At 44.0% G+C, this 14,833-nt stretch carries 11 protein-coding genes; 3 read left to right on the top strand and 8 right to left on the bottom strand.

The features are described from left to right. The first annotated feature begins 3 nt into the window (after nucleotides 1-3). Entirely contained in the window at nucleotides 4-597 is a 594-nt protein-coding gene (gene cysC / locus RHEIN_RS00220) for an adenylyl-sulfate kinase (protein ID WP_008896944.1), read from the top strand. After that, a complete protein-coding gene (cysQ, locus tag RHEIN_RS00215; RefSeq protein ID WP_008896943.1) occupies nucleotides 597-1,364 on the top strand; it encodes a 3'(2'),5'-bisphosphate nucleotidase CysQ in 768 nt (255 codons plus the stop codon). Before cysC ends, cysQ begins: the two co-directional genes overlap by 1 nt. A gap of 75 nt (nucleotides 1,365-1,439) precedes the next feature. Here the strand turns inward: cysQ and RHEIN_RS00210 are convergent, their stop codons facing one another. The 6 genes from RHEIN_RS00210 to RHEIN_RS00170 all read right to left on the bottom strand — a co-directional run bounded on the left by RHEIN_RS00210 (nucleotide 1,440) and on the right by RHEIN_RS00170 (nucleotide 11,703). After that, nucleotides 1,440-2,540 carry an energy transducer TonB gene (locus tag RHEIN_RS00210; protein WP_008896942.1) on the bottom strand — a complete coding sequence of 367 codons (1,101 nt, stop codon included), beginning with the start codon at nucleotides 2,538-2,540 and terminating at the stop codon, nucleotides 1,440-1,442. A gap of 838 nt (nucleotides 2,541-3,378) precedes the next feature. Next, the gene (locus RHEIN_RS00200; RefSeq protein ID WP_008896940.1) at nucleotides 3,379-4,476 is read right to left on the bottom strand and encodes an RHS repeat domain-containing protein; all 1,098 of its coding nucleotides are present in this window, start codon (nucleotides 4,474-4,476) and stop codon (nucleotides 3,379-3,381) included. Between the two features lie 908 nt (nucleotides 4,477-5,384). Further along, nucleotides 5,385-5,789: a DUF4279 domain-containing protein gene (locus RHEIN_RS00185; protein WP_008896939.1), complete on the bottom strand. Its 405-nt coding sequence runs from the start codon at nucleotides 5,787-5,789 to the stop codon at nucleotides 5,385-5,387. Further along, a complete protein-coding gene (locus tag RHEIN_RS00180; RefSeq protein ID WP_008896938.1) occupies nucleotides 5,789-7,120 on the bottom strand; it encodes an RHS repeat domain-containing protein in 1,332 nt (443 codons plus the stop codon). Before RHEIN_RS00180 ends, RHEIN_RS00185 begins: the two co-directional genes overlap by 1 nt. Nucleotides 7,121-7,208: 88 nt before the next feature. After that, nucleotides 7,209-7,586 carry a hypothetical protein gene (locus RHEIN_RS00175; protein ID WP_040554151.1) on the bottom strand — a complete coding sequence of 126 codons (378 nt, stop codon included), beginning with the start codon at nucleotides 7,584-7,586 and terminating at the stop codon, nucleotides 7,209-7,211. Nucleotides 7,587-7,590: 4 nt separating this feature from the next. Further along, nucleotides 7,591-11,703, bottom strand: a complete 4,113-nt coding sequence (locus RHEIN_RS00170; RefSeq protein WP_008896937.1) for an RHS repeat-associated core domain-containing protein — start codon at nucleotides 11,701-11,703, stop codon at nucleotides 7,591-7,593. A gap of 272 nt (nucleotides 11,704-11,975) precedes the next feature. Here RHEIN_RS00170 and RHEIN_RS00165 point away from each other — a divergent pair, with 272 nt between their 5' ends. Continuing rightward, nucleotides 11,976-12,350: a hypothetical protein gene (locus RHEIN_RS00165; RefSeq protein ID WP_008896936.1), complete on the top strand. Its 375-nt coding sequence runs from the start codon at nucleotides 11,976-11,978 to the stop codon at nucleotides 12,348-12,350. On the opposite strand, the gene RHEIN_RS00160 is transcribed toward RHEIN_RS00165, so the two are convergent. Both RHEIN_RS00160 and RHEIN_RS00155 read right to left on the bottom strand, forming a co-directional pair. Continuing rightward, entirely contained in the window at nucleotides 12,347-13,747 is a 1,401-nt protein-coding gene (locus tag RHEIN_RS00160; protein WP_008896935.1) for a hypothetical protein, read from the bottom strand. The genes RHEIN_RS00165 and RHEIN_RS00160 overlap by 4 nt on opposite strands. A gap of 44 nt (nucleotides 13,748-13,791) precedes the next feature. Continuing rightward, nucleotides 13,792-14,742, bottom strand: coding sequence for a lysylphosphatidylglycerol synthase domain-containing protein (locus RHEIN_RS00155; RefSeq protein WP_008896934.1), 951 nt, complete (start codon nucleotides 14,740-14,742; stop codon nucleotides 13,792-13,794). Between the last annotated feature and the right edge of the window lie 91 nt (nucleotides 14,743-14,833).

The following is a 14,833-nucleotide window of genomic DNA, read 5'->3' as shown; positions in this document are numbered from 1 at the left end:
TTTATGAGTCAGGTGGTTTGGCAAAACTATCAAATCAGCCGTGCAGATCGTGAGCAACAAAACGGTCATCAAGGCGTTGTATTGTGGTTTACCGGCTTAAGCGGCGCAGGAAAATCCACAGTGGCTAATGCCTTAGAGCAAGAACTGGTAAAACGTAAGGTGCACAGCTATTTGCTGGACGGCGATAATGTGCGTCATGGTTTATGTGCTGATTTAGGCTTCAGCGAAGCGGATCGGACCGAAAATATCCGCCGGGTAGGTGCAGTGGCAGGTTTAATGCTGGACGCCGGCCTGGTGGTGCTCAGCGCCTTTATTTCTCCTTACCGTGCTCAGCGTCAGGCCATTAAAAACAGCTTACCTGATACTAAATTTTTAGAGATTTATATCGCCACTTCGTTAGATGTGTGTGAGCAACGTGACGTGAAAGGTTTGTATCAAAAAGCCAGACGTGGTGAAATCAGTCACTTCACCGGGATTTCCGATCCTTATGAAGCACCGGAACACCCGGATCTGACCATAGACACAGCAGAGCAAAGTCTGGAGCAAAGTGTCGAACAGTTGATTGCCTTATTGACTGAAAAAGGAGTGCTGAGCTAATGCTGCAACTGACGCAGGACTTATTGGATCAAATACAAGGCATTGCCATAGCTGCGGGCGAAGCCATTTTAACTGTGTACCAACGTGATTTTGTGGTTGAACAAAAAGACGATGAATCGCCTTTAACCGAAGCAGATCTAGCCGCCCATCATTTGATTCTGGCCGAACTGAATAAGTTAACGCCCCATGTGCCAGTGTTGTCCGAAGAAGCAGCTGATATTCCCTGGTCAGAACGCCAGCAGTGGACTGAATACTGGCTGGTTGACCCCTTAGATGGCACCAAAGAATTTATTAAACGCAACGGCGAATTTACCGTCAACATAGCTCTTATTCAACAAGGCGAACCTGTGCTTGGCGTTATTCATGCCCCGGTGCTGGATAAAACCTATGCCGCAGCTGAAGGTTTAGGGGCGACCCGGCAACAGCATGGCTTAACTGAAACTATTCGTGTTGCTTTAACGCCAGCTTCAGGTGAAGTGGTGAAAGTAGTGGGCAGCCGCAGTCATTACAGCGCTGATATTGAAGATTACTTAAGCCGTTTCCCGCACCATGAACTGATAGCGGTAGGCAGTTCACTGAAGTTCTGTTTAGTGGCCGAAGGCAGCGCACATTTATACCCTCGGTTTGGCCCTACCATGTTGTGGGATACTGGCGCAGGCCATGTTATTGCGAAAGTAGCTGGTGCTGTGGTGGAGTATCAGGGCATAGCGAATCCGGCTTATCACAGAGAAAACCTGAAAAACCCGAATTTTTTAGTCGGAACCTGAACAGCTTGCCGAACCATTAAAAAACGACAGCGGCCTTGGAATACAAAGCCGCTGTTGTGTTGACTGAAGCCAGAATTACATCTCGAAATTCATATGTACCTTTGTGCGTGTGGTCACTGGCTTGCCATTTTCAAATTTTGGCGCGTACCGCCAGTTTTTTACGGCGTTTAGGGTTGCAGTTTCAAAGCTCTTACCTCCTTTGGAGGACACCACTTTTGTGTCAACGACCATGCCTTGCTCATTCACCGCAAAATCAATGATGGCATAACCTTCCACTCCTCTTGTGCCGGACAAGGTTGGATAATGGGGTTCAGAACGATACAAAGGTATCTGCTCCTGGCTGTCGCTCCAGGGACGCATTTGTCCTATAACAACACAATGTTCAGTCGCTTTATCTGCTTCACCCATCTCTTGATACAAAGAAACCAGCCGGGCGTGTGAGCCTAAAGCGTAAGGATGAGAGTAGTTTAAGCTTTTAAACTGTTTAATCACTTCAAAGAATAATTCTTCCGCTTCGTCTTCGTGTTTATTTCCTGCATGCAGGTTAGCCATCAAAAAGGTCGCTTCTAATCGTTCAATAGAGTCTGCTGGTGAATGCTTGACATAATATTCATAGGCATCTCTTAAGTGAGAAATCATTTTAGTTGTATAAAATTTGGTGTTCACTAACCGCACAAAAGCCTGAATTTGAGTTTGCGCCAACATCAGTGGGTCATTGCTGGCCTCAGCGATTTTCAGCGCTCGCAGACTCAGCTCATTCGCTTTTTTGTCGTCTTTGGTACTGTCCGCAGCGCTGAGCAAAGGTGACATCAATTCGGCCGCTTTGGCACCATACTCTTGTTCATAAATGCTCAAAGCACTCAGATATAAAGCATGTGCTTCTTTATGTTTTTTTGCGTTGCGAGTTCCTTTTGCTTGTCTGGCGCTAATCAGCGCATCCGCAAGGTTAATACCCAAATTGGCATAATTAAGGCTATTTTTTCCATATTTTGTTGCGCCAAGCTGATAAGCATTTCTGGCATGGGACAGTGCCGCTTTTGTATCATCTTTTTCAATGGCAGCTTTGTAAGCCTTGTACTCCTGCATAAAATCAGCCGCCTGCACGGGAGCTGTAAGGCCAAGAGCTAAGGTGAACAGTAAAATAGAAGAGGTGTGGGCAGTGAATCGTGCAGGCACAAATAACTCCATGTAGTGATTTTCAAATGCGGAATTAGTAAATCAGTTTTTCAGATCTGTGACAATTGGTTTACATAATAAAATCGGTAAATTTTTTCACGGCAATGCAATAACAATAAAACTGCGAATACAGAGCAGATATTGTATTTAAAGAACATTCATTAAATTTCAGCAAAGCGAGCAAAAATAAAGCCTGTCAGGCGCTTTGTTTAGAATGAAAAATAGGGACAAGATACGAGGGTTGACCAAGCATTCCCCAGCCATTGTATCCATACTGAGTGGAACCGCTGTCGTCGTTGAAGCTGCTTAGTTTGCCCTGAGCGTAGCTGCCGGAATCATAAGTCCAGAACGTTTACTCAATCATCTTAGTTTTTTATAATACATAAGCTGGTATTGTTTATTTTTGCTCTCTGTATTGGTTTAAACTCGGGGCAGGACGCGATGGTCGCTTACCCCGTGTTGATCTTGCGTTGTTTATACCTCGTGGTCTTGGTCTTGCTTAGTGATCTTCCCTCGCTTACGCTCGAAGATGATTCCTACAATGGTGGTGATACAAATGCAAATAAATAACCCGGTATTTCCACTTCCTTTAATTATCAACCCTAACAGGGCGCCGATTAGTGGCCAGTAAACGATTGGACGCAGACTTGGTAGATATTTATTTTTTTGTAGAAAAAAACCCAGCAAGGCACCTAGAGAGACACAAACTGAAATAATGAAAATCAATACAACGGCACTCGTGTTTTCAGAGATAAATAGACTGAGATTATTCAGTGTGTGAATAATAAATATTGATAAAATTATAGAAATAATTATGCAATATGCTAACGGGTTCATTTTACTTTTCTCCTGAAGAAAAGATACTGTTGCTCCAGGGATCAAGCGTTATTACAGGGTCTTTCAAATTGTCCGACGTTGCTTGTATCCACCAATGAGGTCCAAGATTTAATCCTTCACCAGGTTGAATGTGAGGTAAGTTCGATCCTTTTAGCTGAAAACTCCATTGGTCGTTAAATTTCTGAAAGCCCAATATACTTTGTAATTGAATTGCTTGTTCATAACAGCCTTTGTATTTATTTCCTACTTTACCTCCACTTACGTCATGAAGCGATCGTTGCATATTGTTCCATACCCCTGGTGAAGTTCTCTGTCCATTCCTTGTCATATTTGCAGCTGTCATCTGGAACTGGCTGATAATTGCTGAAACATCTTCAGGACTTAAACCAAAACTATCGACAAGACGAGCTGGATTATTAAATACATACCCATAAGTATTCAACCCACCCGCCAAACCAATAGGGTCACTCTGCAAATAGCGCCCTAAAGTCGCATCATAATCCCTGAAATAGTTATACCAGCTTTGTTTTTCAGAGTCCCAGTACTGTCCTGGAAAGCCGATATTAAACTCACCTATGCTGGTCGTCAGTACAGAGCGGTCAAAGGCCTCCAGCTTAGCCCGCCAGACTATCGCTTTGCTGGCATTGGTAATGACTTCCGGCCTGCCTAAATGGTCGTTGTGCACAAAATACAATTGGTTGTTCAGAATATAACCTACCACCTGGCCATTAAAATAAATGTACTGTTTGGTGGTGCCTTCGGCCAGTAACTGACCTTGTGGGCTGTAAACAAAGCGGGTTTCAGTGCTGCCGACTTTTTTATACACCCGCTGGCCCAGCGCGTTGTATTTATACTGGGTGGTGCCCGCAGTCACCATTCGGTTATCGTCGTTATAACTATAAGTAATGGTACTGCCATTGAAGCGTTTTTCACTGATGACATTACCGTTAGCGTCATAACCAAAAACTCGTGTTTGGCTGCCTTTAGTGACGTTGGATAAACGGTTTGAGTTTGTCGCCAGAGTGTAAGTTTCAGCGATAGCACCAGTGCGGCTGGTTCTGTTGCCCAACGCATCATACCCAAAACTATGGTTGCCCAAGCCAGAGCTGGTGATGCCTGTTAAACGTTAAAAGCGAAAAACAGGGGGTAGGTATAAGACCAACCCCGTTTATGGCAGTCGATATTTTAAGTTACTTTTTTCTTAGTATTTCAGATAACGGCTTAATAACAACAAGGCCTAAAGTTACACCAAACACAATGATCATCTCCGTAACCTTTATTTATGTCATTCAGTAGGTATACAGCTACCGCTTCATCTTGACACCAAACATGTTAAGCAGAGGTTTGATTACTAATGGAATTAGTAACAAGATAAATATGGATATAAGCACCTTTTGCAACCAAAAATCATGCTCCGGATAACGCTCTAAAAAGGAAAGCTCTAACCATTTGAACAGAGAACTTAATAGGGCGGTGACAATTAGCAACCAACAATAAAACATGATTGATTTAGTTTTATTTTGCACAGCCACAGTCCCCGTATTCTTTATTTAATTGATCCATAGTCCACTCTGGTAATCCTCCCCTATGCGTAGTTCAGCTAGCTGTGAGGTCCGATATTCTAAAATGCCAATAAATGGCCGCAAAAATGACAAAAATAATTATTAGAGTATATGAAGAAGTTGCAGCTATTCTTGTAAAGAAAAACAAATTTATAAGAAATCGGCTGCTCTTTCCTTCAGAACGCGAAAGGATTACAAAGGATTGCTCTCTCGTGCAATCATACTTTTTTCTTACGCATTGAATTATTTTCTCTTTGAGATAAAAAAATAAAATAATGCAGAAAAATAGAAATCCAAAAATCAAAGGGAAATATTTTCCGTTGTGAAAGTAATCCACCATCATCTGAACGCCCCCTTCATACCCATCCGGTACGAAACAGTTGTGCAAGCCAACATAGCTGTAGGATATGATGCCCATGTAAATATATGCACGTGTGTCGCTGTCTTACTTATATATTTCTACAGATAATTCTAATGATAAGTTTGCTAATGCAATCATATCTTTAGTTGTAAGAGTAAAACCTACAGTCTCGTCAGAAAAAATACCAACAAAGATCTCAACTCTGCCACCTTCCGCCGTTAAATTTGCAAAATAGCTAGTGAGTCCACTCAATTGTGTGACAATTTGTTCAATATCATCAGTGAAATCCCCTGTTTTTGTTGGGATAACATCGAAACAACAATATGTTTCTTTATAAAACCCCTCAAGTGTGTCGCCGCGAGGTGTTCTTCGCGGCTCACCAACTGAATAGCTAAACTTAGGATACAATCCTATGGTTTCGGTTATTTCATTGCACGTTAGTGATGGGTGCTCAATACGTAATGAAATTGTATATTCACTTTCATTCATTAATTTCCTCCAGGCAGATAGCCGTCAAATGGACCATGATTTTCTCCCACACCACGAGGCCCTCCTGTCCAAACATCTCCATTTGGTGCGATACCTGTCCATGTCTTGGGTCCTGCTTTCACACCTTTTTTGATTTCATGTAACTTTTTTCTATCTATATCAAACTTTCCTTTAGCCTTATCAATTGGCAAAGTCCCTGATGGGCAGTTATCAGGTTTAGATTCGGAACCATCTTTATTAAAAACCGCCCAGAACCCAATTCCTGTAGCTCCAATTGCAGTTATACCGTTACCCACAGCAGTAGCACCGGCCACGCACGCACCAGTCATAGGAGGAATAAGGCAGACTGCGGCAGGGGTTAAACCGTATGGGTCAATATAAATCAAGGGATTAGCGTATACATATCCATAAGTATTCAACCCACCCGCCAAACCGATTGGGTCACTCTGCAAATAGCGCCCTAAAGTCGCATCGTAATCCCTGAAATAGTTATACCAGCTTTGTTTTTCAGAGTCCCAGTACTGCCCTGGAAAGCCAATATTAAAGTCACCAATAGACGAACTTAGTACACTTCTGTCAAAAGCCTCCAGCTTAGCCCGCCAGACTATCGCTTTGCTTGCATTGGTAATGACTTCTGGTCTGCCTAAATGGTCGTTGTGCACAAAATACAATTGGTTGTTCAGAATATAACCTACCACCTGCCCAGCAAAATAAATGTACTGTTTGGTGGTGCCTTCGGCCAGTAACTGACCTTGTGGGCTGTAAATAAAGAGGGTTTCAGTGCTGCCGACTTTTTTATACACCCGCTGGCCCAGCGCGTTGTATTTATACTGGGTGGTGCCCGCAGTCACCATTCGGTTATCGTCGTTATAACTATAAGTAATGGTACTGCCATTGAAGCGTTTTTCACTGATGACATTACCGTTAGCGTCATAACCAAAAACTCGTGTTTGGCTGCCTTTAGTGACGTTGGATAAACGGTTTGAGTTTGTCGCCAGAGTGTAAGTTTCAGCGATAGCACCACTGCGGCTGGTTCTGTTGCCCAATGCATCATAGCCAAAACTATGGTTGCCCAAGCCAGAGCTGGTGATGCCTGTTAAGCGGTTTGGTTTGTCATAACTAAAGCTTTGGCTGTAGCTGCTGGTGATGTGATGGGTGATGCCGCTGATATTGTTATTGGCATCGTAACTAAAACCTAAACCTTGTACAGCGGCAGTACTAATTCCAGTCAGACGCATAGAGCCGTCGTAGCTTTGATGACGTTTTAACGCATTGCCATAAGTCCACTCTTTTACAGCGTCAAAGGGCGTATATTTAATGCCGCTTAACAACCGTAATCCCGTTCGTCTGATTTAAAAAAGGGCTAGGTGCAAAGACCTAGACCTGTCCTCATTCTCCAGACTAAATACCAAATGACCTTCAATCCGCAAAATACCTAACGACCTGTTTATTCTTAAAGAGATAAAGGGCTAGCACAAATAAGATTGCAAGTACCATGCAAGCCATAACCACGACCCCTTCTAAGCCATATTTGTATTCTTCAAATAAAGTAGGTAAACAGCTCAGTAAAAATGCAATTAAAAAACATAGTCGAGAGAGTTTAGATTTTAAAAGCACCATAACAGAAGAAATAATCACGAAAATCGAACTCGAGAGATAAAAAAGAACCAAGCTACCATCGTACTCTGAAAAAGACGATATCAAGCCTATAACTGAAAAAAGGGAAGCAGTAAACCCAGCTCCAATAATTAGCAACAGCAAATTTGGCGCGTTTTTAAACCGTTCAAAAATACTCATATTATCAAAACCATCCTATTACTTCGAAAGTTGCATAAGCTCCAAACTTCAAACCCAAAGAACGATTGGGATTGGTGAGTGCTTTAACAACGCTTGGCGTATTTGAAAAGGTATTACCACTTGATGTTATACCTCCACTTGCAGACATGCCTGGGTTGTATGGACCAAATACCGCACTGGCTGAAATGTTTGTGCCGAAACTAGTTCCTGTGGTTTCACTACATTGATTCTCAGTTGATTTAGCCGCATTCAAACTAGGTCTCTGCTGTGCCGCATCATAACTAACACCTCCCCCCATGCCAATTCCAAGCCGTCCTCCAAAAAACCATTTGCCATCCAATCCTTTGCCGATTGTAATTCCTCCACCAACTCCGTAATAAGCGTCGAAATTGAGCGCAGCTAAACCCAATGGGTCACCATAAATAATCGGATTACCCTCAACGTAGGTATAAGTATTCAACCCACCCGCCAAACCAATAGGGTCACTCTGCAAATAGCGCCCTAAAGTCGCATCGTAATCCCTGAAATAGTTATACCAGCTTTGTTTTTCAGAGTCCCAGTACTGTCCTGGAAAGCCGATATTAAACTCACCTATGCTGGTCGTCAGTACAGAGCGGTCAAAAGCCTCCAGCTTAGCCCGCCACACTATTGCTTTGCTGGCATTGGTAATGACTTCCGGCCTGCCTAAATGGTCGTTGTGCACAAAATACAATTGGTTGTTCAGAATATAACCTACCACCTGCCCAGCAAAATAAATGTACTGTTTGGTGGTGCCTTCGGCCAGTAACTGACCTTGTGGGCTGTAAATAAAGAGGCTTTCAGTGCTACCGACTTTTTTATACACCCGCTGGCCCAGCGCGTTGTATTTATACTGGGTGGTGCCCGCAGTCACCATTCGGTTATCGTCGTTATAACTATAAGTAATGGTACTGCCATTGAAGCGTTTTTCACTGATGACATTACCGTTAGCGTCATAGCCAAAAACTCGTGTTTGGCTGCCTTTAGTGACGTTGGATAAACGGTTTGAGTTTGTCGCCAGAGTGTAAGTTTCAGCGATAGCACCACTGCGGCTGGTTCTGTTGCCCAATGCATCATAGCCAAAACTATGGTTGCCCAAGCCAGAGCTGGTGATGCCTGTTAAGCGGTTTAGTTTGTCATAACTAAAGCTTTGGCTGTAGCTGCTGGTGATGTGATGGGTGATGCCGCTGATATTGTTATTGGCATCGTAACTAAAACCTAAACCCTGTACAGCGGCAGTACTAATTCCAGTCAGACGCATAGAGCCGTCGTAGCTTTGATGACGTTTTAACGCATTGCCATAAGTCCACTCTTTTACAGCGCCAAAGGGCGTATATTTAATGCCGCTTAACAAACTGCGGTTACTGCCAGCAATAGTCACCGTTAGCCCTGTCACATCGCCATAACTGTCGTAGCTGTAGGTAACCTTATTGCCACCAGGGTATGTCATGCTACTTAAGCGGCCTAAGCTGTCGTAACCCCAGTTCGTCTGATAGCTCAGGCCCTGAATTACAGAAGTTTGTTGACCAAGCATTCCCCAGCCATTGTATCCATACTGAGTGGAACCGCTGTCGTCGTTGAAGCTGCTTAGTTTGCCCTGAGCGTAGCTGCCGGAATCATAATACCAGTTGTGGGTGGTCGCATTTTGTTTCTTGCTAATTCGCCCTGTGCCATCGTAGGTAAAGCTTGTGGTTTTTTGTCTGGCGTCAGTGCGTTGCTCCGTAAGACCTATGTCATTAAATTCAAAGCTTGATTGCCCTGAATCCGGGCTTTGTAAGCTTTCAACCCAGGACAAATCGTTTCTGCCGTAGCTGGTGGTGTTGTTTCTGGCATCTTTTACAGTGTTGAGTCCTTTAGCCTGATGCGTAAATACCGTGACTTTGCCGTCTGCGTTGGTTTGGTTTTGTAATCTGTTTAATGCGTCGTAACTGTATTTGGTGATATAGCCTTTTCCATCTGTCATCGTCAACCGGTTACCATTTGGGTCGTAGGTGAAACTGGCAACGCGTTGGTTTAAATGGTTTTTTATTTCACGAACCTGGCCCAGCTCGGTGTAGTTGTAGTAGGTGCTACTTATTTTTTCTTCAGACCAATCGCAAAGAGGAGGGAGGCCTGGTTCTTCTAAACAAAATTGCACCAGGGAGTTAGGGTCAAAAATTTGCTGCTCAAGCAGGTTGCCAGCCTTATCGTAGATAAATTGTTTGCGGTAGGCTTTGTCTCCTTTCAGGTCAACAACAGAAGTTAAGCGCCCTGCTGGATCATAGTTGTAGGTCAGGTCTTTTCCATCGCTGCTTTGAATACGAAACACATTGCCAAAGCGGTCATAGCTCATGGTTTGACTGAAACTTTGTCCTGTGGCCGCTATGGTGGTTTTTTGGATCACCCGGCTTAATTTATCAAACACAAAACTCTGTTTAGAACCGTCATGATTAGTGACGGTTTTGGCGTTACCCAAAGCATCAAAATCAGTAAATGTGGTGATTAACCCATCGTGCGTGGTTATGGTGGTTAAGTCTCCATAACTGTTGTAGTTCATCAGCAGGGTTTTGTTATCAGGATCTGTGATGAGTAAGCTTTCGGGCATGTGATTGCTATGGTAACTGTAATCAAAGCTGCTGGTCAGTTGTCTACCTGCTGCAGTTACAGTAGTGGCTATCACATTTTGTTTATCGTCATAACCGAATTCCTGAACCTGAGTTGGAGAGGTTTGTTTGCTTATTTTATTTAATGTTGGATGCCATTCGTAGCTGGTCGTTTGCGCATGAGCTGTGCCGTAAGCTACTGTTGAGGAAGACAGCTGACCGTTAGGTTGATACTCAAAACGGGTAACACTGTTGTTCCAGTCTGTTTTCTCCAGCTCATAACCCGCAGCATCGTATTTCGTTGATTTTGCTGCGGCTGGGCAATAGGCCGTGCCTTCGCGGTCCACCCGTTTCAGTTTCGTCTTGTAGCCATCTTCATAAACATAAGTAGAAACATGGCCTAAAGGATTGGTTACTTTGGTGTAGTCGCCACCATATTCAAACTGAAACTTATCATTGTGATCTGCATGCCGGCTCATGGTGGCCCGGCCTAAAGCGTCGTAGCTGAACCATGAATATCGGATACCATTAAAAGACACGCCAGTAAGCCCGCTTGGATAACGGCTGTCTTCATAAAAATAGGTTCTGCTGCTATTTTCTGGTCGTAGCACACTCTGTAATACACCAGCTGTGTCGTAGCTGTATTTGAAAGCTGAACCGGCATTATTGGTGATTTGACTGATTCTGTTGCCATTCCAGCTAATACTTAGTTTTCTGCCATTCGAATGCGTGACAGAACTTAGTTTACCGTTGCTGTACTGATAGTGGTGGTAAATGCCATAAGAGGTGATAGTTGGGGTTGCGCCACCCGAAATAGTGTCAGGTTTCGCAGAGTAAGACTTACGTATTATTTTCCCTGTGCTGTCATAAATAATATTGCTATTGTCCTCACCCCGAAACACCCAATAACCAGAGCTATGTTGGTACACATAATTTTTACCTGCAAAGCTGGCATGAGTATAAACACTGCCTACATCGGGAAAGTTTCTGTAACCAGAAGATACAAATTTAATGATGTTGCCTTCACTGGTAAAGCTCTCCGCTTTAGGGATATCCAGTCGCTGATCAAAAGGGCTGTGCCAGCCAGGTCCAAAAACACCTTGATGCTGATTCACGCTGCTATAGCGGCGCTTGATGCTTAAAGGGAAGTCTTCGGTTCCGGTAAAATCTGTTGCATTTTCAACCTTCATACCTGATGAAATAGTAATGGGATTACCTGCAGTGCTGTCGCAGTCTTCATCTACAGGTTTGCCATCGGGGTCTCTTTCTTCAGATTTATAGATGGGTTTATAAAAATACTGCAATCTGTTTAAGAAGGCTGTAGCGGCCGCTACTCCTTCATGCTGCTGATAGTATTTGAATACTTTTGTAGTAATATTAATAACTTCTGTTTTCTCGTCATCTCCTTCGCCCCCGCCCCCGCCTGAGTCTCCGCTTGCATAAGCATTTACAGCCAGGCCACAAAAAAGCAGAGTGCAGGCCGCTATCGCAGATAATTTTGTGCACAACCCTTTCATAACGATCAATAATCCTTTCCATAATCAATATTGGGAACAAATTATACTATTAGGTTAAATAATCAATGGAGTTTAATGTTTTTTGTTGCTAAAACGATCTTATTGGTTATTTTTTATCCAGACCTTTCCTGGAAGTGATCCGCTGAGTGGCTGACGTGTTGCTAGTTGCGGGCGACGTTCAATAACGGGTAAGAAAGACGGCAGGACAAAATAACACTGTCTTGTCACACCAAAGCAGCCGATAATGCGTGGAGCAGGCAGTTGAGGTGGTTATGAATTTGTTAAGTCGGTTGCATAAGGCACCGATCCGGGTGATGCGGTTACAACGGCGTAAAAGTATGTCGCGTATTCGCTTTAGCATGATTCGGCTCAGAATGGCTTTGTCGCAAGAAACCGAAGAAACCAAACGTATGCTGCAAATCTATCAACGCTCTTTGCAAGGCAAAGCCACTCAGGCTGAAATGCGTTTTGCTAACCACCAATTGGTCGACGTTTTAAGAGCCACAGGCTTAGGGATTTTTGCTGTGTTGCCTTTTGCCCCTTTAACTATTCCGGTTTTAATTAAAGTAGGCCGCAAACTGGGCATCGAAGTCTTGCCCAGCTCTTTCCAGCCCAAAGCCGAACGTCCTAAACGAATTAATGATTAATTAAGCGTCAGCACTAACTCTTCGATCACTGCAGTCCCTGCTTCAGAATTAAACACCGCAACCAGAGTTTTATCGTCCAGATACAGCTGTATTTCATAACCTGAATCAAAAGCATCCGGGTACTTTGTCATAAACTCAGCTTTGGTGAGCGGGTAGCCTGCGGCAACAATCAGCTGATGCAGCTCTTTGGTATTGTGCTGGCCAAACATGGATTCACCCAAACGCAGCTTAGCCAGTCGGTCATGACTGTACTGCAATGACAGATAGTTGCCTGCGACCAGCCAACTGCCGTCTACGCCTCTGTGCAACTGATGAACAGGAACCTGCGATTGCAGACTCTTTAGATCAGAGCCTGGATCAGAGCTGCCTTTTAGTTGTTGTAACCAGTTTTGAATAGGCTCTGATGAGTAAGTTGCTGTAGTAGCCGCTGTTTTTTCTGCTCCGGATAAAGTAAAACCTGTCAGTAGCTGTTCTGTTGTATTGGAATTGTTGTTCTTAAAGCTTTCGAACTGCAGAGCCAATTTAACTTGGTTTTGCTGTTGTACCCAGTATCCGGCTTGCTTTTTGAACTGGCCCGGTAGTGTGGCCAGTACGACGGATTCCTGGCTTTTCAGCGGAACTTTGCCTTCAATGCTCCAGCTGGAATTGTCGTAGGCGTCGCGCAGATCAATACGATTCAGAGCGTAGTTTGACAGCAAATCTGAGTCTGTTGAAATCCAAAGCAAGGTGTCAGCAAAGGTCAGCCAGAGTTTACGGCCATAACCCCACATTTGCTGTTGATTATTCAGTTGGATTTGTACAGAAGGTTGTCCTAATAACGCCATCACCTGAGCTTTGCTCTGGCCCGGTAATACCCCGGCAACACCCTGCTGAACTGACACTATGTAATTGGTCGGATCTTTATAAAGATCCGCCGGAGCCTCGCGTTGTATCACTATTTGTTTTGCTGCTATTGAAATGAGTTTGGTGCTTTTTATAATTTTTTGGCCCGTGGAGTTATAGGGCGGCTGGCGCTCACTCAGGGTTTTATTGTCAGCACAATAATTAAGCAACTTTGCACTGATTTTTACCGTTGCAGTGTGATCATCATTATGGCGATTTTGGAATTGAACAGGAGCACTTTGTTCTATTTTTTCAATGGTAAGAGCTTCAGCGCCTGAGGTTGCAGCCTTTTGCTGAAGCTGTTGCAATAGCTGTTGGAAACGTGGTGCTGCGCTCAACTCTGCCATTGGATCATCCGTTTTAAGCCTGGCACTGGCTACGGCTAACTCAGTTTGCCCGGAAAAACATTCAGGGTAGTAATCCAGAATCTCAGGTAAAGGAGCCGCAGCTAAAGTTGCAGAGAACAATCCGCTGAGCACAGCGCAAAGTGCTGCAGGGAACACAATGATCTTCATAAAACATCCTTATTTGTACGCTGGCTTTGCAACTATGAGTCTGCTCAGCCGGCGGCTTTTTTTCCTTTCAACTTTTGCAGCAGTTGATCATGTTCAAACCAGACTACAAAAATCAGTGAAATAGCAAAAGGGATTAACAGATAAAACAAACGGAAAACCAGTAAAGCCGCTATCACATCAGCTGGGTCTACATTGGGTAAGGCCAATAAAAACATCACTTCCAGCACACCTAAACCACCAGGGGCATGAGACAGCAAGGCAGCTGAAAAAGAGGCCAGGAAAATCCCCAACACCATAAAATAACCCGGGTTGCTTTGTTCTGGTAAGGCGTAATAAATAATGGCCGCTGCTGCTAATAACTCCAGCGGTGCTACCACCAATTGTTTACAGATCAGCGAAAAACGTGGGTACTCCAGCTTGATGGTCCATAAATTGATGCAGCGTTTTTTCATAAAGCTGCCCCACAAATACAGGACCACCAGAAGTAACATAGCCCCGCCAAGCAATAAGGCAACCCACTCTGGCAAGGCACTGTGAAACACGGCAGGTAAACCTGGCTCAATCAACAATACAATACCAGCTAAAACTATGGTGCCCAAAGCAAAAGTAAAAGAGCAAAATGCGACCAGAATACCTACTTCTGCTGCTGTCAGGCCTTGCGATCGATAAGCTCTGTAGCGCACTACTGCACCAGAAAATACTGAGGCACCCAGATTGTGCCCTATGGCATAAGCAGTAAAAGAGGCTACGGAAATAAAGGTCCAGGATACTTTTTTACGCAGATGGGATAACGCCAGCCGGTCGTAACCCGCTAAGGCGACATAAGCAAATACAGTAGCTAATGCGGCCATCAGCCAGCCATGCAAAGAAATAGCTTCTAAACTGCGGACTACATCTTCGTACGAAATACCTTTGAGCTGTTCTATCAGCACATAGACAGAAAACGCTACAGCGGCCAATCCTATCAATGGCCATACGTAGTCTTTTTTTATCATGGTCTCAATCCTTGCCTGGTTACTGCTTAAGCCAGAATAGGCCGGGCAACAACATGACGGGTCTGCTGGTTGTCCGGAGTTTCGTCAGCCG

Source organism: Rheinheimera sp. A13L (genome assembly GCF_000217935.1).
Classification (GTDB): domain Bacteria; phylum Pseudomonadota; class Gammaproteobacteria; order Enterobacterales; family Alteromonadaceae; genus Pararheinheimera.
The sequence above is the reverse complement of the archived record's forward strand: the minus strand, read 5'-3'. Positions and strand labels throughout refer to the sequence as shown.